Below are 18538 nucleotides of genomic sequence, written 5' to 3'. Positions count from 1 at the left end.
AATGCACGCCGGATAACGACGAACCGGACGTAACGGCTGCGCTAAGACTTTTGCATGACGGACAGGAAGGAGGTACCTGTCAGAAATGATAGTTCCGACGAGCGGTAACCCAGAATCAAGCCATTTGATGCTGATATCGCGCATGCACGGGGGACTGTGAAGCTTCACCCGCAGGCGGATCGATGAGCGCCATCAGCCGTTGAATGGACACCAGATCAGGCCGCGCCCCGTGGCTCACCTGAACCTTTTGCTGAACCTTCTGTTTAACACCGGCGGCCGGGGTCGGCGACAACTGTGCCTGCTGGCCATCGTAGATCAAGGCGTGGTGAACCTGGCCGTTATCGAGGAAGAACCCGAGCAGGTTCAATGCCCCATCCGCCAGCGAGGCATTGATGACCACCAGATCAAATGGCTCGCTGGCGTACTCGATGAGGGTCAGCATCTCCACAAGGCTTTGTACCGGGGCCACCCGGTAATAACCGAGCTGATTGAACAGCCGCTCGGTTTTCATCCGGTGAAAATGCTGTTCGTCGGCGATCAGGATACGCAAGGTTTTGTTGATCATCGCGTGCCTCCAGGTCAATCAATGACTGATGAGTGAGGCGGCAAGGCTACGCAAGACCGAGGAAGCGTTCTGTAGGACGTTTCCTAAAAACTGCGCCATTTATCCCTTCAGTACATGGCCCTCGGAACGGGTCGGGTTTCGCCGCGCCGTTGCAGCGAGGAGTTAGTCAGGAGGGTTCAGGATTCAAGATTTGTGGTGCTTCGCAGGGGCCTATCGCGAGCAGGCTCGCTCCCACAGTGGATCCTCAGTGAACACAGAGTTTGTGTAAGACAGAGATCAAATGTGGGAGCGAGCCTGCTCGCGATGGCGGCCTTATAGCCGCCACAAATCTCAGCTGGCAGTCGCCAACAACAAATCCATCACCGACCGGCCATGCCCACGCGACTTGCCATGGTCATACAGCGAGCCGGCGATTTCATCGGCGCGGATCGGCAGGATCGACAGCAAGGTGTCGCTCAAGCCGTGGCTGGCCTGGCAGAAGCCCTGCATGTAGATGCCGGCCTTGCAGCGCTCGTCGGTGATCAGTTTGTAGTGGCGATCGACCTCGAAATCGCCCAGATACTGTGCAAGCGGCGCCAGCAATTTGCGGTGCATCTGGCGCTCGTAACCGGTGGCCAGCACCACGGCGTCGTAGCAGCGAACCGTGACTTCACCGGTGGCGTTGTTGCGCGTCGCCAGCTCGATACCGCGCTCGGTAGCGGTGGCTTTTTCGACGGTGGTCAGGGTACGGAACGCATGTCGCGCAATGCCCGAGACTTTCTGCCGGTAGAAGATGCCGTAGATGCGTTCGATCAGGTCGATGTCCACCACCGAATAGTTGGTGTTGTGGTACTCGTTGACCAGACGCTCGCGTTCGCTGCTGGCCTGCTGGAACACCAGGTCGGTGAACTCCGGCGAAAACACTTCGTTGACGAAGGGGCTGTCATCGGCCGGTTTCAGGGCCGAGCCACGCAGGATCATGTCCACCTGCACCGACGGGAAGCTGTCGTTCAGGTCGATGAAGGCTTCCGCCGCACTCTGCCCGCCGCCGATGATCGCAATGTTCATCGGTTGGTTGTTCACGCACGGCTGCCTGGCCATGCGCTCCAGGTACTGGGAGTGATGGAACACCCGGCCGTCATCCTTCAGTGCCTTGAACGCTTCGGGAATGCGCGGTGTACCGCCGGCGCTGACCACTACCGAACGGGTGGTGCGCACATGCTGCTGACCTTGCGTATCACGCGAGATCACTCGCAGTGCTTCGACCTGCTGGTGGTGCAGCACTGGCTCGATGGCCAACACTTCCTCGCCATAGCGGCTCTGTTCGGTAAATTGCCCGGCGACCCAGCGCAGATAATCGTTGTACTCCATGCGGCACGGATAGAAGGTGCCGAGGTTGATGAAGTCCACCAGACGACCGTGATGCTTGAGGTAATTGACGAAAGAATATGGGCTGGTCGGGTTACGCAGCGTCACCAGATCCTTGAGAAAGGAAATCTGCAGTTCGCTCTGGGTGACCAGGGTATTGCCGTGCCAGCGGTAGTCCGCCTGCTTGTCGAGAAACAGCACATCCAGCTCGCCCTGGCTCGGCCCGCGCTCTTGCAGGGCGATGGCCAGGGCCAGGTTCGAAGGGCCGAAACCGACGCCGATCAGGTCGTGAACGATGGGCGATGCAATTGCCTGTGTCATTTCCAGTGTCCTCTGGATGAACCCCGGACCAGCGGGGATAAAGCCTGGGTGACCTGACCGGCCTTGTGCGGCAGCAGATCGTCTGTTGAATAGGAACGAGGACAATGAAAAAAAATTTAACGAGGCCTGATTAAACGGTGCCGATCAATGGGCGTCCCACTGGCGCATTCGCACCCGGCAATGCTTCATGGCATTGACGATGTGCTTTTCCACCAGCGCCCGGGAAATCCCCAGGTGCTCGGCGATTTCCGGGTGCGACAAGCCGTCGATCTTGCGCAAAAGAAAACTCTCGCGACACAGCTTTGGCAACTCCGCGAGTGCGCGCTGAAGCATGTCCAGGCGCTGGCCATGATCGAGGCTGTTGTGGGGGGATGGCGTGAAGTAGCGCTCTTCGCTGTCGAGTACGTCCAGGGATTCGACCTGGCGCAAGGCATTGCGTCGGTGGTCGTCGATCACCAGATTGAGCGCGGTGCGATAAAGAAACGCCCGGGGCTGTTCGATCGGCGTGTCACTGGAACGCTCCAGCACCCGCAGATAAGCGTCATGCACCACATCTTCGGCCACCTGACGGTTGCCTAGCTTGGCGTTCAGGAAACACACCAGCTCGCGATAGTAGTTTTCCAACATGACTCCCGGTTCTTGGGCCAATCTGTGCCATAAAGAGTGCGCCATAAAAGAGATGGCGGCACGATGATGGCAGCGCGCAAGAGGCGTAATTTATAGTAATTCTCATATAGATTTAAAGCACTGGATCCATTTACTTGAGAAATAACCTCATTTGTCGTGCTGTAACCCCATGTCTCAAGGCTTAAATTCTGCTCCGGGGTTCTCGTTTACAGGACAGCTTCCCGTGTCTGTCGGTCCACCGACAGCGTTCAGCGGCGCCGGTCACTGCCGCGCACGCCGAGCGACGGGCCGATTTTTACCGGCTGGAACCCCGCATGAAACGTCCCCGCCCCACCCGACGCGCCCTGTTTGTCGCTCTGTGCCTGATCCCTGCCGTTGCCCTGGCCGCCTGGCAAGTGATCCCGCCGGGGCGTGAAAAACTTGCCACCGCCGCCGTGACCCGCGCCGATATCGAAAACAGCGTGACCGCCCTCGGCACCCTGCAACCGCGACGTTACGTCGACGTCGGCGCCCAGGCGTCCGGGCAGATCCAGAAAATTCATGTAGAGGCCGGCGATCAAGTCAAGGAAGGCCAATTGCTGGTGGAGATCGATCCCTCGACCCAGAAAGCCAAACTCGACGCCGGGCGCTTTTCCATCGACAACCTCAAGGCCCAATTGCAAGAGCAGCGCGCCCAGCACGATCTGGCGCAGCAAAAGTACCAGCGCCAGCAGAACCTCAAGGCTGGCGGCGCGACCCGCGAAGAAGATGTGCAGACCGCCCGCGCCGAAGTCCGGGCGAGACAAGCGCGCATCGACATGTTCCAGGCGCAGATTCGTCAAGCCCAGGCCAGTTTGCGCAGCGATGAAGCAGAGCTCGGTTACACACGGATCTACGCGCCAATGTCCGGCACGGTGGTCGCCGTCGGCGCCCGGGAAGGCCAGACGCTCAATGCCCAACAACAGACGCCGCTGATATTGCGCATTGCAAGATTGTCACCGATGACCGTATGGGCCGAAGTTTCCGAAGCCGATATCGGCCAGGTCAAACCCGGCATGACCGCCTGGTTCACCACCCTCAGCGGTGGCAGCCGGCGCTGGAGCAGCACCGTGCGGCAGATTTTGCCGGTGCCGCCGCGCCCGCTCGAACAGACGCAGGGCAGCCCCACCAGCGGTCGCAGCGGCAGCGAACGGGTGGTGCTCTACACCGTGTTGCTGGATGTCGACAACGCCGACAACGCCTTGATGACCGACATGACCGCCCAGGTATTTTTCGTCGCCCAGCAGGCGCAGAACGTGCTGACGGTGCCCACCGCGGCCCTGCAAAACGGCACCGCGGCGGATCGCCAAGTGGCACAAGTGGTGGCGGCCGACGGCGAGGTTCAGCGCCGCGAGGTTCGCACCGGGATCAGCGACCGGCTGCGCACGCAGATTCTCGAGGGGCTGGCGGAAGGCGATCACGTGCTGAGCGCCCCGCTCACCGGCAGCGGAGGCTGAATGCAAACGCCCCTGATTGACCTGCGACAGATTCGCAAAGCCTACGGCGGTGGCGACAGCCCCGTGGTGGAAGTGCTGCGCGGCATCGACCTGTCGATCCATGCCGGCGAATTTGTCGCCATTGTCGGCGCTTCCGGCTCCGGCAAATCGACCCTGATGAACATCCTCGGCTGCCTCGACCGCCCCACCAGCGGCGACTACCTGTTCGCCGGAGAAAACGTCGCTGGCCTTGGCAGCGACGAACTGGCGTGGCTACGGCGCGAGGCCTTCGGCTTCGTGTTTCAGGGTTACCACCTGATCCCGTCCGGATCGGCCCAGGAAAACGTCGAAATGCCGGCCATTTATGCCGGCACCCCGGCGGACGAACGCCATGCCCGCGCGGCGGCCCTGCTCGAGCGCCTCGGCCTGGGCTCGCGCACAGGCAACCGTCCACATCAGCTTTCCGGCGGTCAGCAGCAACGGGTGTCGATCGCCCGCGCCTTGATGAACGGCGGCCACATCATCCTCGCCGACGAACCCACTGGCGCCCTCGACAGCCACAGCGGCGCCGAAGTCATGAGCCTGCTCGACGAACTGGCCAGTCAGGGGCACGTGGTGATCCTGATCACCCACGACCGCGAAGTGGCCAGGCGTGCCAACCGGGTCATCGAAATCCGCGACGGCCTGATCATCAGCGACACCGCCACAAGTCCCTCGGCCGCCCCGCGCACGGCCCGTCCCGGCGCGCTGCAAGCCGTGGACCTGCGCCAGCGCCTGAGCGCCGGCAGCGAGCCCAATGGCGCCTGGAAAGGCGAACTGCTGGACGCGGTTCAGGCGGCCTGGCGCGTGATGTGGATCAACCGCTTCCGCACTGCCCTGACGCTGCTGGGGATTGTCATTGGCGTTGCGTCAGTGGTGGTGATGCTGGCGGTGGGCGAAGGCAGCAAGCGCCAGGTGATGGCGCAGATGGGCGCCTTCGGTTCCAACATCATTTACCTCAGCGGCGCCGCGCCCAATCCGCGTACGCCGCCCGGGATCATTACCCTCGACGACGTCGCCGCGCTCGCCAATCTGCCTCAGGTGCAGCGGATCATGCCGGTCAACGGCTCGACGGCCGGCGTGCGTTTCGGCAACGCCGATCACACCGCCTATGTGGGCGGCAACGACACCAACTTCCCGAGCATTTTCAATTGGCCGGTGGTTCAGGGCAGCTATTTCACCCAGGCCGATGAAGACAGCGCCGCCGCCGTTGCGGTGATCGGCCACAAGGTCAGGGAGAAGCTGTTCAAAGACCTGGCCGACCCGATTGGCCAGTACATCCTGATCGAAAACGTGCCGTTTCAGGTGCTTGGCGTGCTGGCGGAAAAAGGCTCCAGTTCCGGCGATTCCGACAGCGACAACCGCATCGCCGTGCCCTATTCGGCTGCTAGTGTGCGTCTGTTTGGCAGCCGCAATCCCGAGTATGTGGTGATCGCCGCCAAGGATGCGCGCAAGGTCAAGGAGGCCGAGCAGGCAATCGAACAAACGATGCTGCGCGAGCACAAGGGCAAGCGCGATTTCGAGCTGACCAACAACGCCGCCATGATCCAGGCCGAGGCCCGCACCCAAGGCACGCTGTCATTGATGCTCGGTTCGATTGCAGCGATTTCGTTATTGGTCGGCGGTATCGGCGTCATGAACATCATGCTGATGACCGTGCGTGAACGCACCCGGGAAATCGGTATTCGCATGGCCACCGGCGCCCGTCAGCGCGACATCCTGCGCCAGTTTCTCACCGAGGCGGTGATGCTCTCGGTGGTCGGCGGTGTCGCCGGGATCGGTCTGGCGCTGCTGGTCGGTGGCGTGCTGCTGCTCGGCAATGTCGCGGTTGCGTTCCAGTTGTTCGCCGTGCTCGGCGCCTTCGGCTGCGCCCTGGTCACCGGTGTCATCTTCGGCTTCATGCCTGCCCGCAAGGCTGCCCGGCTCGATCCGGTCACGGCCCTTACCAGTGAATGATCGACCTATGAAAGTGCCCCTGACCCTTCTGGCCGCCAGCCTGTTGCTGGCCGCCTGCAGCAACCCTGCGCCGCGCCCCGACAGCGGCCTGCAACCACCCGTCGCCTGGCAATCGCCGAACACCGCCGCCGCTGCACACAGCAATCGGCAATGGTGGACGCAGTTCGGCAGCCCGCAACTCAATCGCCTGATCGAACAGGCCAGCGTGGGTAGCCACGATCTGGCCGCCGCCGTCGCCCGGGTGCAGCAGGCCCAGGCCAGCGCCACCATCGCCGGCGCCCCGCTGCTGCCCGAACTCAAGGCAGGCCTCAACGCCAATCGCCAACGCTTGCTGCACGGCAAGGGCTACAGCCAACTGGACGTCAGCCCCGATAATCGCTCGCTGAATTATTACGATGCGGAACTGAGCGCCAGTTACGAGATCGATTTCTGGGGCGGTAAACGGGCGGCCCGAGACAGCGCCCTTTTTGGCTTGCAGGCCAGTGAGTTCGATCGGGCCACCGTGGAGCTGACCTTGCAAAGCGGCGTGGCCAACAGCTACACCCAGGCCTTGTCGTTGCGTGAACAGCAACGGATCGCCGAGCTGAACCTGGCCAACGCCCAAAACGTTTTGCGACTGGTGCAGACTCGCTACGACGCCGGCAGCGCCACGGCGCTGGAACTGGCTCAGCAAAAAAGTCTGGTGGCCGAACAGCAACGCAAACTGCCACTGGTGCAACAACAGGCACGGGAAGCGCGGATCACCCTCGCCGCCCTGCTCGGCCAACCGGTGCAGGCACTGACGCTGGCGGAGCAGCCATTCGATCAATTGCACTGGCCGGAGATTGCCAGCGGCGTGCCCAGTGAATTGTTGAGCCGCCGTCCGGACATCGCCAGCGCCGAAGCCAAACTCGCCGCCGCCCAGGCCGATGTGACCGTCGCCCGCGCGGCGATGCTGCCCAAGCTGACGCTCACCGCCAGCCTGGGCACCGGTGCCGACCTGGCCTCGGATCTGTTGCGCACGACTTTCTACAACCTGTCCTCGGGGCTGGTGGCGCCGGTCTTCAACAATGGCCGCCTCAGTGCCGAGCGCGACAAGGCCACGGCGCGTCAACAGGAACTGCTGGAAACCTATCGCGGGGCAATCATCAATGGCTTCGCCGATGTGGAAAAAGCCCTCAACAGCATTCGCGGGCTGGACGAGCAACGCCAGTGGCAGGGAGAGGAACTGAGCCAGGCGCAGAGCGCTTTCGACATCGCCCAGAGCCGTTACCAGGCCGGCGCCGAAGACCTGCTCACGGTGCTGCAAACCCAGCGCACGCTGTATGCCGCCCAGGATCTGAATGTGCAGCTGAGATTGTCGCGGTTGCAGGCCAGTATTGCGCTGTACAAGGCGTTGGGTGGGGGGGTGGCAGGTGCTTTAGCTCGGTGTGAGCTTTGAGATCGCTATCGCGAGCAGGCTCGCTCCCACATTGGATCGGCGTCGTACACAAACATTGTGTCCAGCCCGGATCCTGTGGGAGCGAGCCTGCTCGCGATGAACGATAACGCGGTCTATCTGCTTAAACCGGCCATCCCTTGACCTTCAAATGCCGCGCATACCACGGCCGTCGCGGCACTTTGCGCAACAGGTCACCCATGTTGTCTTCATCGCCAAAGGTGATGCGCAACGCCAGCTTCATGGTTTCCGGATCCATTTCCACCGAACGCCCCACCTGCAGACCCGGCGTCGTGCTGCAACCGTGGGTGTCCGGCCCGAGCCACGGATCGCCCACTTCCACCCAGCGCCCCGGCGCAAACCACGGCACGCCGTTGACCTCCAGGCGGCTCAGTTCACCGGGGTGAAAACGTTCATGGGCGCGGAACCAGTCTTCGATGCGATCGTCGATCCAGCCGTGGAAGCGCCAGAACACCGGGTTGACGTGGGACGAAAATGGATCGCCGAGAAAATCGTTTTCCGGGGCATACCAGCGCGCCGCGAAGTCGGCCTGATCCCGGGCCATCGGCACTGGTATCTCGTTGGACGGGTCCCGAGCCACCGAGGCCCAGCGCATGTGCAGCCAGTCGTGCAGGCCCAACTCGACCTCCGAACCGAACTGGCCGAGGGTCAGTTTCGACAGGTAACGCGGATCCCGGTACTGCGACTCCCAGACCTGGAAGTTGCTGTGATAGGTCTCTGCGGCTTTGATGTCACTGACCCACTTGGTGTATTCGTCGTCGCCTTCGGTCAACCAGGTCGGCGGCAAGGCATTGCCATCGTGATTATCGAAATAGCGCGCGAAGCCCTGGCGATCCCGCTCGAGTTCCGGCTGCGGCAAGGGGAACGCCGGCCATGACGGCAAATCCTGCATGGACCGGGCGATGCCGAGCATGTGCCGGTGCATGAAGAAGAAATCGATGCCCGAACCGTTACGGTCCTTGCGCGGCCCGCGGGCATCACGCTCCTTGTCCCGTGGGCCGGGTTGCCAGCCGATACCGCGCAACGCGTCGCGTTTTTTCTCCGAGAGCTTGTGCCATTTGTCTCGGGAGGCGTGCCAGAGCTGATGAAACAATCGATGCTCGGGGGACACCAGCCACGCCAGAAATGTCGGGTTGAGGGCGGTGCGCTCCCGCGCTTCGGGAAACCGGCGCTTGATGGCGATAAAACGGTTGTCGAGTTCGGGTAAACCCAATGGGCGATTCAGGCTCAGCACCTGGCCGCTGAACGTGCCGCTGCCGGCGTTGCCGAACGCCGCCCAGACCTCGTCGAGTTTGGCCTTGAACTCATACACTGGCGCCACCAACGGGGCGTCGGTGCGCATCAGCCGCCAGTACAGTTCGGCGCCATTGGCCGGTGCCAGATCGCCGATGACCTGATAGTGCGGCACCCCTTCCCCACGCAGATGAGTGCCGGTGTCCAGGTAGCCGCGCAACCCTCGTCCGCGATGAGCGATGTCGAGAAACAGCTCCAGCCCGTCCTGCGGCAAGCCCTCAAGCCCGGCATCGCTGCCGACAAAACGAATGTCCCAGATTCCACGCAAGCTGTCGGCCAGTTGCTGCCCGGCGGTGCTCGCCAGGTCGACCGTGGCCTCCCCCGGCGTGATCGGTTCCTTTTCCCGGGTCAACTCACGATGTGCATAAAAAGCGGCAGGCACCGCAGCGCTCGTGAGCGCCAGGCCCGCCATGAACCAGCGTCGAGAAATCGTCATTGCCCTACCTGTGTCAGCCTTGAAGCAGGCTTTATCCAAGCTAGAACGTTTGTTGTGGGGGGAAATTTAAGCGCACCAGACAGTCCCTTGTGGGGGGCTTTCTGTGGATAGAGGGCTTTCCTTTCCTGTGGCGCAGGCTTTTGTGGCGAGGGGGCTTGCCCCCGTTGGGTTGCGAAGCGACCCTGAATCCGCTCACCGCGATTCCGCAGTCAGAACGTGTAAGCCGGTTTGCGACTGCTTCGCAGCCGAACGGGGGCAAGCCCCCTCGCCACAAAAAAGCCTGCACCACAGGCAAGCTCCCTCGCCACAGGGAATCGCACAAGCCGCTAATTTTTTCTGTTGGTCACTCGTTCTTCCCAGATAGCAAAGGCCCCTGCGCCTGCACTCAACGGCGAACCTGACTGAGATGGCGATGACAAAAACACGTTCGAAAAAGGCCCTGTACCTCGGCCTGCCACTGGCCCTGGCCATCAGTGCCGGCGCAGGCTGGCTGGTCTGGGATTACGGGTTCAAGGACAATCCCGGCTACCCGGTCAAGGTCATGAAACAGGCCACCGAACTGCAGGAGCGGATCCTTTCCTTCGACAGCCACATCACCGTTCCCCTGAGTTTCGGTGCCCACGGCAACGAGGCCGACAAGGACGGTTCCGGCCAGTTCGACCTGATCAAGGCCAACCGTGGCCGACTGTCCGGCGCGGCGCTGACGGTCTTCGGCTGGCCGGAAATGTGGAACGGCCCGAACGCCCCGCACAGGCCCACCGACGGTTTCGTCGAAGAAGCGCGCAACCAGCAGGAAGTGCGCTACAAAATCATCTCCGGACTGGTGCGCGACTTTCCCAATCAGGTCGGCATCGCCTACACCCCCGACGACTTCCGACGCCTGCACGGCGAAGGCAAGTTTGCGATTTTCATCAGCATGCTCAACGCATACCCGCTGGGCAATGACCTGAGCAAACTGGACCTGTGGGCCGCTCGCGGCATGCGCATGTTCGGTTTCAGCTACATCGGCAACAACAGCTGGGCCGATTCGTCACGACCGTTGCCGTTTTTCAACGACTCCCCCGATGCCCTCGACGGGTTGTCGGACATCGGCAAACAAGCGGTGCAGCGCCTCAACGATCTGGGCGTGATCATTGATGTGTCGCAGATGTCGACCAAGGGTCTGGAGCAAGTGGCGCAGCTGAGCCGCACGCCGATGGTGGCCTCGCACTCGGCACCACGGGCCTCGGTGGACATCCCGCGCAACCTCAGCGACAAAGAGTTGCAGCTGATCAAGAACAGCGGTGGCGTGGTGCAGGTGGTCGGTTTCTCGCAATACCTCAAACCGCTGACCCAAGGCACACAGGACAAACTCAACGCCCTGCGCGCACGTTTCGATTTGCCGCCATTGCCCAACCTGGCGATGGCGCTGATGCCCGGCGACCCGATCATCACCGCCTGGTCCGAACAGAAGCTCGGTCAATACGCCAGCGGTCTGTACGCCATTCTTGAGGAAGAACCCAAGGCCACGCTCAAGGACCTCGGCGACGCTATCGATTACACCGTGCGCAAGGTCGGCATCGACCACGTCGGCATCGCTTCGGACTTCAACGACGGCGGCGGCATCAAGGGCTGGGAAAATGTCGGCGAAATCCGCAACGTCACCGCCGAATTGATCCAGCGCGGTTACTCCGAAGCCGATATCGCCAAGCTCTGGGGCGGCAACTTCCTGCGGGTCTGGGAACAGGTGCAAAAAGCCGCGAAGCCCACGCTGATTTCTCGCCAGGAACCAGTCAAGCCATGAATGACCGTCGGACCTTTCTGAAACAGGCCGGGATCCTCGCCGCTGGCCTGCCGTTGGCTGCCAGCCTCGGCTCACCGGTCGCCGCCGCGCAATCGCAAGCGCTGCCCCGGGACAAGTGGGCGCAATTGCGTCAGCTGTTCGACCAGGACCCTAACTACATCCACTTCGCCAACTTTCTGGTGACCTCCCACCCCAAACCCGTGCGCGAGGCCATCGCCCGTCACCGCGCCGCGCTGGACCTGAATCCCGGGCTGGCCATGGACTGGGACCTGGGCGTGACCCACCAGCGCGAAGAAAACGTACGGCTTTGGGCCGGTCGGTATTTGCAGACCAAACCGACACAGATCGCCCTCACCGGCAGCACCACCGAAGGCCTGGCGATGATTTATGGCGGCGTGCAAGTGCGCGCCGATCAGGAAATCCTCACTACGGTTCACGAGCATTACTCCACGAACAACATCCTGCGTTTTCGCAACCAGCGCGATGGCACCCGCGTGCGCAAGATTCAGTTGTTCGAGCAGCCACAGTCGATCTCGGCCGACCAGGTGCTGGATACCATCAACCGCAACATCCGCCCCGAAACACGCGTGCTGGGCATGACCTGGGTGCACTCGGGCAGTGGCGTGAAGCTGCCGATCAGCGACATCGGCCGACTCGTCGATGAACACAATTGCCAGCGCGACGACAAGGACCGGATCGTTTACGTGGTCGACGGCGTACACGGTTTCGGCGTCGAAGACCTGAGTTTCCCGGCGATGAACTGCGATTTCTTCATTGCCGGCACCCACAAATGGATGTTCGGCCCCCGCGGCACCGGCATCGTTTGCAGCCGCAGCGAAGAGCTGAAATACGTCAGCCCGAGCGTGCCGACCTTCTCCGAAGCCACGAGCTTTTCCACCACCATGTCCCCGGGCGGCTATCACGCCTTCGAACATCGCTGGGCCGTGGACGAAGCGTTCAAATTGCACCTGGAACTGGGCAAGGCCGACGTCCAGGCACGTATCCATCAGCTCAACAGTTACCTGAAACAGCGATTGCTGGAGCAACCGGGCGTCGAGCTGGTCACCCCGGTCGATCCGAGGTTTTCGGCGGGGTTCAGCTTCTTCCGGGTCAAGGGTCAGGATTGCGATGCCGTGGCCGCCCACCTGGTTCAAAACCACATTGTCAGCGATGCAGTCAGCCGCGACGTCGGCCCGGTGATCCGCACCGCGCCCGGCCTGCTCAATACCGAAGCCGAGGTGGACCGCTTCATCGATGTGCTGGGCAAAAAGCGCTCCGCGTGAACTCTCGCTCCCAGGCCAATGCAGCTCACTTGGAAAGTCTTGAGTCAGAGACCTGTGGCGAGCGAGCTTGCTCGCGCTTGAGTGCGTAGCGCTCACAAAAATCGGCAATGACTGGCAGATTTTTGGGGCCGCTGCGCAGCCCAGCGCGAGCAAGCTCGCTCGCCACAATGGTCGGCATGACTGATGAGTGAGCTGCGAGGCACCGTTTTCCTTTAACCGAGACGACTTATGAAAACGCTCCATATGCCCTCTTCCCTGCGAACCCTATCGGCCCTGGCACTGACCGCACTGCTCGCCAGCCTGCTGCCCGGTACGGCTCAGGCCGCAAGCCCGCCAACTCCCGGCAAGGTGTTCAAGGACTGCAAGGACTGTCCGGAAATGGTCGTGCTGCCCGCCGGCCGCTACACCATGGGCACACCAGCGGATGAAGTCGGCCACCAGCCCGATGAAGGTCCGCTGCATGAAGTGACCTTCACCCGCCCCTTCGCCATCAGTCGCTTCCAGGTACTGGCCGGCGAATGGGACGCGTACACGCGCGCCACCGGCAACACCCCCGCCGACTTCGATGATCGGCCGGGTCGTCGCTGCACGGCCGGCAAACCGAGCTTCAAACAGACGGCACGCCACCCGGCCGTGTGCATGAACGTGGCCGAAGCCGAGGGCTACATCGCCTGGCTGTCGAAGAAAACCGGTCATGCCTATCGCATGCCCAGCGAGTCGATCCGTGAGTACGCCGCCCGCGCCGGCAGCACCGGGGCTTTCCCCTTTGCATTCGATGAAGGCGCCGATTACCAGATCTCCAAAAACGCCAACACCTACGGCGCCGCCGACGGCTACAACTTCACCTCCCCGGCCGGCACTTTCCCGGCCAACGCCTTTGGCGTGTTCGACATGCACGGCAACGTTTATGAGTGGGTCGCCGACTGCTACCGCGAAGACTATGTCGGCGTGCCCAGCGACGGCAGCCCGTGGCTGGAGCAGAACTGCAAACGCCAGGTCATGCGCGGCAACGACTGGGGCGAAGCACCGGTGTTTTCCCGCTCCGGCAATCGCAACAGCAGCCTGCCCACTAGCAGCGGCGACTGGCTGGGGTTTCGTGTAGTGCGTGAGCTCTGAATCCCTTGGGGTAAGGGGCTTGCCCTTGTGGGAGCGAGCCTGCTCGCGATGACGGCGGCACCTTCAACATCAATGTTGCCTGACCCACCGCTATCGCGAGCAGGCTCGCTCCCACAAGTTTGCGCGGCTTTAGCTACCAGCATTAGGGCAAGCCCCTCGCCGCAGGTGTTGTGACTAACCGGCAATTACCCTCCGCAGCCGTTTAAATAAAGTCCCCGACCATTCGTTTTCCTTAAGTACCGGCACTCCCTCCGCATCGAAGCAGGAATCCTCCATGACCAAGCCAACGCGTGGGGCGATCAACGAATTGTTCGCCCTGCTCAAGCCCTTCCGCCTGATTGTCTCTGTGTCCATCGTGCTCGGCATGATCGGTGGCCTGAGCGTCACCGTGTTGCTGGCAACCATCAACAATGCGCTGCATTCCGCCGATGGCCTGACCCGCACCGTGGTGATGATTTTCGCCGGGCTGTGCGTGCTGGCGCTGCTGACCTCGATTCTTTCCGACATCGGCACCAACTACGTCGGTCAGCACATCATCGCCAGGCTGCGCAAAGAGCTGGGGGAGAAAGTGCTGTCGGCGCCGATCGACCAGATCGAGCGCTACCGCAGCCACCGGCTGATCCCGGTGCTGACCCATGACGTGGACACCATCAGCGATTTCGCCTTCGCCTTCGCGCCATTGGCGATTTCCCTGACCGTGACCCTGGGTTGCCTCGGCTACCTGGCCATGCTGTCGTGGCCGATGTTTCTGATGATGCTGGTGGCCATCGCCATCGGCACCACCATCCAGGCCATCGCCCGGGCCAAGGGCATGCGCGGTTTCTACGCGGCGCGCGACTCCGAAGACGAGCTGCAAAAGCACTACAACGCCATCGCCGAAGGGGCCAAGGAACTGCGCATCCACCGCCCGCGGCGTCAGCGGATGTTCGTATCCGGCATCCAGAAAACCGCCGAGAAAATCTGTGACACGCAGATCCGCTCGATCAATACCTTCGTCATTGCCAAGTCGTTCGGCTCGATGCTGTTCTTCGTGGTCATCGGCCTGGCACTGGCCCTGCAATCGTTCTGGCCCAGTGCCGACAAGGCCGTGATGAGCGGTTTTGTGTTGGTGCTGCTGTACATGAAGGGCCCGCTGGAACATTTGGTCAGCACCCTGCCGATCATCAGCCGTGCGCAGATTGCGTTTCGCCGGATCGCCGAGCTCAGCGAACAGTTTTCCTCCCCGGAACCGCACCTGCTGCTGGAAGATCAGGGCCACAAACCCGGCCCGGTCCACAGCCTGGAACTGAGCAACGTGCGTTACGCGTTCCCCCCGGTGGAGGGCAGCGAGCCCTTCCGCCTCGGCCCGGTCAACCTGCGCATCGAGCAAGGCGACATTGTCTTCATCGTCGGTGAAAACGGTTGCGGCAAAACCACACTGATCAAACTGCTGCTGGGTCTTTATGCGCCCACCGAAGGCGAGATCCGCGTGAACGACCAGCCGATCACAGCCCTCAATCGCGATGACTACCGGCAGAATTTCACCACGATATTTGCCGACTATTACCTGTTCGATGACCTGATTCAGGGCGACCGGCAAGTGCCCCAGGATGCCACGCGCTACCTCGAACGGCTGGAGATCGCGCACAAGGTCAGCGTGCGCGACGGCGCATTCAGCACCACCGACCTTTCCACCGGCCAGCGCAAACGCCTGGCGCTGGTCAATGCCTGGCTCGAAGAACGGCCGGTACTGGTGTTCGATGAGTGGGCGGCCGATCAGGACCCGACCTTCCGCCGCATTTTCTACACCGAACTGCTGCCCGACCTGAAACGCCTGGGCAAGACCATCATCGTCATCTCCCACGATGACCGCTATTTCGACGTAGCCGATCAACTGGTGCGCATGGAGGCCGGCAAGGTCAAAAGCGAACTGCAACCCGCCTGACTGACGAGGCCTGGGGGCGTGCCAAGCCCCCTGTGGCGAGGGGGCTCGCCCCCGTTCGGCTGCGAAGCAGTCGCAATTACGTTGCATGCGGTGTGCCAGGCAGAACGAGGTTGCAGGTTCAGGACTGCTTCGCAGTCCAACGGGGGCAAGCCCCCTCGCCACAGAGTCTTGGCCTCCACTTAACTGACCGGCATTGCCCCTGGACCGGAAAAATAATTTTCCGGTTTGCCGCGGCCTCATCGTCTTAATGAGATGAATAAGAACCATTACCAACTATACCTGCCAAGGTCTTAACCTCATGTCCGCATCCCGTTTCATGCTTCGACCTCTGACCCGCGCCCTGTTAATGAGCAGCACGACCCGCTCGCGCATGACGTCCACCGGCCTCGGCCTGGCGATGACCCTGGCGGTGACGCCGTATGTCCAGGCCCAGGAATGGACCCTGAACATCCCGGCCCAGCCATTGGCTCAGGCACTGCAGACCCTCGGTCAACAGACCAATCTGCAAATCATCTACAGCCCCGAGAGTATCCAGAACCTGCGGTCCAGCGCCCTCAATGGCCGCTACCAGGAAGATGATTCGCTAAACGCGATACTCAAGGGCACCGGGATCCGCCATCAACGCGACGGCAACACGGTCACCCTGCTGGCGCCCGCCACCGGCAGCGCGATGGAACTGGCACCGACCAGCATCAACGGTCAGCGGTTGGGCGCAACCACCGAAGGCAGCAACTCCTACACCACCGGTGCGGTGACCATTGGCAAGGGCGAGCACTCGCTCAGGGAAACCCCGCAGTCGATCACTGTCATCACGCGCAAGATGCTCGATGACCAGAACCTGAACACCATCGAACAGGTCATGGAAAAAACCCCGGGCATTACCGTTTACGATTCGCCCATGGGTGGCAAGTATTTCTACTCCCGGGGTTTCCGCATGACCGGCCAGTACCAGTACGACGGCGTGCCGCTGGACATCGGCAGCAGCTACGTGCAGGCCGATGCCTTCAACAGCGACATGGCGATCTATGATCGGGTCGAAGTGTTGCGCGGTGCGGCCGGGATGATGAAGGGCGCCGGGGGCACTGCCGGTGGTGTGAACTTCGTGCGCAAGCGCGGCCAGGACACCCCGCACACTCAACTGTCGTTGTCTGCCGGCACGTGGGACAACTACCGTGGCCAGGTCGACACCGGCGGCCCGCTGAACGACGCCGGCACCATCCGTGGCCGGGCCGTGGTGACCCAGCAGACCCGTCAGTATTTCTATGACGTGGGCGAACGCAGGGACCAGATCTACTACGGTGCGCTGGACTTCGACCTGAGCGACTACACCACTCTCGGCCTGGGCATGGCCTATGAAGACGTCGATGCCACTCCGTGCTGGGGCGGCTTGCCGCGCTACGCCGATGGCAGCGACCTGAAGCTCTCTCGTTCCACGTGCCTGAACACCGCCTGGAACAACCAGCGCAGCAAGCGGGCCACTTACTTTGGCGACCTGAAACACGAGTTCAACGACAACTGGGCGCTGAAGGTCGCGGGGGTTTACTCGAAAAACACCCAGGACATGGAATACGCCTTCCCCAGCGGTTCAGTACCGGTTGGCGCCACCAGCACCAGTACCGCGATGATCGGCAGCATCTTTGACTACGATCAGGTCGACTACGGCCTCGACGCGTATGTGGACGGCAAGTTCGACGCATTCGGCCAAGAGCACGAGCTGATCGTCGGTGCCAACGCCAGCCGCTCCCACAAGGACGACTTCTACGCCGTGGCCCTCCTGCCTCAGAGCCAGAATGTGCTGAACCCCGACCATCACCTGCCCCAGCCGGATGAAAGTTATTACCTGGCCAATGCCTCCCGGGGTGGTCCGGTGGACATGCGGATCAAGCAATACGGCGCCTACTCCACGGCACGCCTGAAACTGGCCGATCCGCTGACCTTCGTACTGGGTAGCCGCGTCAGCTGGTACAAGTCCGAAACCGACTCCGTCTCGTTCTGGCGCGGCGAAGGCACGCCGACAAGCTCCGAGGCCAAGGAAACCGGGCAAGTCACCCCGTTCGCCGCGCTGCTGTTCGACATCAACGACAACCTGACCGTCTACACCAGCTACGCGGATATCTTCACCCCGCAAGGCAACTACAAGACCATCAACGGTTCGACGCTCAAGCCATTGATCGGCCAGAGCTATGAACTGGGGATCAAGGGTGAATGGTTCGACGGTCGCCTGAACAGCTCCTTCAACCTGTTCCGCACCGTCCAGAAAGACGCAGCCCAGGATGACCCGGCCTGCCCGGACAGCAGCTGCTCGCTGAACTCCGGAAAAGTGCGCGCCCAGGGCTTCGAAGCTGAAGTCAGCGGTGAAGTCATCGATCGTCTGCAATTGCTCGCCGGCTACACCTACACTCAGACCAAGATTCTGGAAGATGCCGACGTCAGTCAGGATGGCGTGTCGTACAACACCTATGTGCCGCGCCACCTGCTGCGTGTGTGGGGCGACTATGCGCTCAGCGGCCCGCTGGAACGCGTCACCGTCGGTGCCGGCGTCAATGCCCAAAGCAGCAACTACCGCACCTCGGCGAGCAGCGGCAACAACATCACCCAGGCTGGCTATGCGGTCTGGAACGGTCGCATCGGCTACCGCATCGACGACACCTGGTCCGTGGCACTGAACGGCAACAACCTGTTCGACAAGCGCTACTACGCCACGATCGGTTCCGAAGGCTGGGGTAACTTCTACGGTGAACCGCGCAACTTCGTGATGTCGGTCAAGGCTGACTTCTGATTGCAACCTCAATGAAAACGCCCCGCAATTGCGGGGCGTTTTTTTGTGCGGGAAAAGCTGACGTTGATCGTTCCCACGCTCTGCGTGGGAATGCAGCCCGGGACGCTCCGCGTCCCTTCCAGAGCCGAACGCGGAGCGTCCGTTGAGGCATTCCCACGCAGAGCGTGGGAACGATCA

The 18538-nt window shown here is 61.9% G+C and carries 11 protein-coding genes and 1 pseudogene; 8 read left to right on the top strand and 4 right to left on the bottom strand.

The annotated features are described in order from the left end of the window. Positions 1-115: 115 nt before the first annotated feature. The 3 genes from ACQKPC_RS10345 to ACQKPC_RS10335 all read right to left on the bottom strand — a co-directional run bounded on the left by ACQKPC_RS10345 (position 116) and on the right by ACQKPC_RS10335 (position 2860). The gene (locus tag ACQKPC_RS10345; RefSeq protein ID WP_427624406.1) at positions 116-565 is read right to left on the bottom strand and encodes a response regulator; all 450 of its coding nucleotides are present in this window, start codon (positions 563-565) and stop codon (positions 116-118) included. A 330-nt stretch (positions 566-895) separates the two neighbouring features. Continuing rightward, a complete protein-coding gene (locus tag ACQKPC_RS10340; protein ID WP_427624404.1) occupies positions 896-2233 on the bottom strand; it encodes a lysine N(6)-hydroxylase/L-ornithine N(5)-oxygenase family protein in 1338 nt (445 codons plus the stop codon). A gap of 144 nt (positions 2234-2377) precedes the next feature. Beyond that, positions 2378-2860 (bottom strand): sigma-70 family RNA polymerase sigma factor, encoded by a 483-nt coding sequence (locus ACQKPC_RS10335; RefSeq protein WP_427624402.1) that lies wholly within the window; start codon positions 2858-2860, stop codon positions 2378-2380. A 314-nt stretch (positions 2861-3174) separates the two neighbouring features. Here ACQKPC_RS10335 and ACQKPC_RS10330 point away from each other — a divergent pair, with 314 nt between their 5' ends. The 3 genes and pseudogenes from ACQKPC_RS10330 (at position 3175) to ACQKPC_RS10320 (ending at position 7712) form a co-directional block, all read left to right on the top strand. Further along, positions 3175-4335, top strand: coding sequence for an efflux RND transporter periplasmic adaptor subunit (locus ACQKPC_RS10330; RefSeq protein ID WP_427624400.1), 1161 nt, complete (start codon positions 3175-3177; stop codon positions 4333-4335). After that, positions 4336-6309 (top strand): MacB family efflux pump subunit, encoded by a 1974-nt coding sequence (locus ACQKPC_RS10325; protein ID WP_427624398.1) that lies wholly within the window; start codon positions 4336-4338, stop codon positions 6307-6309. Positions 6310-6316: 7 nt separating this feature from the next. Then, positions 6317-7712, top strand: a pseudogene (locus ACQKPC_RS10320) (efflux transporter outer membrane subunit). 138 nt (positions 7713-7850) lie between these two features. On the opposite strand, the gene ACQKPC_RS10315 reads toward ACQKPC_RS10320, so the two are convergent. Further along, positions 7851-9476, bottom strand: a complete 1626-nt coding sequence (locus ACQKPC_RS10315) for a PvdJ/PvdD/PvdP-like protein (protein ID WP_427624396.1) — start codon at positions 9474-9476, stop codon at positions 7851-7853. Between the two features lie 412 nt (positions 9477-9888). Here ACQKPC_RS10315 and pvdM point away from each other — a divergent pair, with 412 nt between their 5' ends. The 5 genes from pvdM to ACQKPC_RS10290 all read left to right on the top strand — a co-directional run bounded on the left by pvdM (position 9889) and on the right by ACQKPC_RS10290 (position 18361). After that, positions 9889-11259 (top strand): pyoverdine-tailoring dipeptidase-like protein PvdM, encoded by a 1371-nt coding sequence (pvdM, locus tag ACQKPC_RS10310; protein ID WP_427624394.1) that lies wholly within the window; start codon positions 9889-9891, stop codon positions 11257-11259. Continuing rightward, the gene (locus ACQKPC_RS10305; protein WP_427624392.1) at positions 11256-12542 is read left to right on the top strand and encodes an aminotransferase class V-fold PLP-dependent enzyme; all 1287 of its coding nucleotides are present in this window, start codon (positions 11256-11258) and stop codon (positions 12540-12542) included. The genes pvdM and ACQKPC_RS10305 overlap by 4 nt, the downstream gene beginning before the upstream one ends. Positions 12543-12770: 228 nt before the next feature. Further along, entirely contained in the window at positions 12771-13658 is an 888-nt protein-coding gene (locus ACQKPC_RS10300) for a formylglycine-generating enzyme family protein (RefSeq protein WP_427624390.1), read from the top strand. A 274-nt stretch (positions 13659-13932) separates the two neighbouring features. Continuing rightward, on the top strand, positions 13933-15582 hold the full coding sequence (locus tag ACQKPC_RS10295; RefSeq protein ID WP_427624388.1) for a cyclic peptide export ABC transporter: 1650 nt from the start codon (positions 13933-13935) through the stop codon (positions 15580-15582). 298 nt (positions 15583-15880) lie between these two features. Further along, positions 15881-18361, top strand: a complete 2481-nt coding sequence (locus tag ACQKPC_RS10290; protein ID WP_427624386.1) for a TonB-dependent siderophore receptor — start codon at positions 15881-15883, stop codon at positions 18359-18361. Positions 18362-18538 lie beyond the last annotated feature (177 nt).

It is taken from the genome of Pseudomonas sp. NPDC089918, assembly GCF_050280605.1.
Classification (GTDB): Bacteria; Pseudomonadota; Gammaproteobacteria; order Pseudomonadales; family Pseudomonadaceae; genus Aquipseudomonas.
This window is presented reverse-complemented; position numbering and strand designations above follow the sequence as displayed.

Excerpts from the sequence above, each read along its gene's own strand:
- ACQKPC_RS10345 (WP_427624406.1), bottom strand. The coding sequence starts at position 565 with ATGATCAACAAAACCTTGCGTATCCTGATCGCCGACGAACAGCATTTT.
- ACQKPC_RS10340 (WP_427624404.1), bottom strand. The coding sequence starts at position 2,233 with ATGACACAGGCAATTGCATCGCCCATCGTTCACGACCTGATCGGCGTC.
- ACQKPC_RS10335 (WP_427624402.1), bottom strand. The coding sequence starts at position 2,860 with ATGTTGGAAAACTACTATCGCGAGCTGGTGTGTTTCCTGAACGCCAAG.
- ACQKPC_RS10330 (WP_427624400.1), top strand. The coding sequence starts at position 3,175 with ATGAAACGTCCCCGCCCCACCCGACGCGCCCTGTTTGTCGCTCTGTGC.
- ACQKPC_RS10325 (WP_427624398.1), top strand. The coding sequence starts at position 4,336 with ATGCAAACGCCCCTGATTGACCTGCGACAGATTCGCAAAGCCTACGGC.
- ACQKPC_RS10315 (WP_427624396.1), bottom strand. The coding sequence starts at position 9,476 with ATGACGATTTCTCGACGCTGGTTCATGGCGGGCCTGGCGCTCACGAGC.
- pvdM (WP_427624394.1), top strand. The coding sequence starts at position 9,889 with ATGACAAAAACACGTTCGAAAAAGGCCCTGTACCTCGGCCTGCCACTG.
- ACQKPC_RS10305 (WP_427624392.1), top strand. The coding sequence starts at position 11,256 with ATGAATGACCGTCGGACCTTTCTGAAACAGGCCGGGATCCTCGCCGCT.
- ACQKPC_RS10300 (WP_427624390.1), top strand. The coding sequence starts at position 12,771 with ATGAAAACGCTCCATATGCCCTCTTCCCTGCGAACCCTATCGGCCCTG.
- ACQKPC_RS10295 (WP_427624388.1), top strand. The coding sequence starts at position 13,933 with ATGACCAAGCCAACGCGTGGGGCGATCAACGAATTGTTCGCCCTGCTC.
- ACQKPC_RS10290 (WP_427624386.1), top strand. The coding sequence starts at position 15,881 with ATGTCCGCATCCCGTTTCATGCTTCGACCTCTGACCCGCGCCCTGTTA.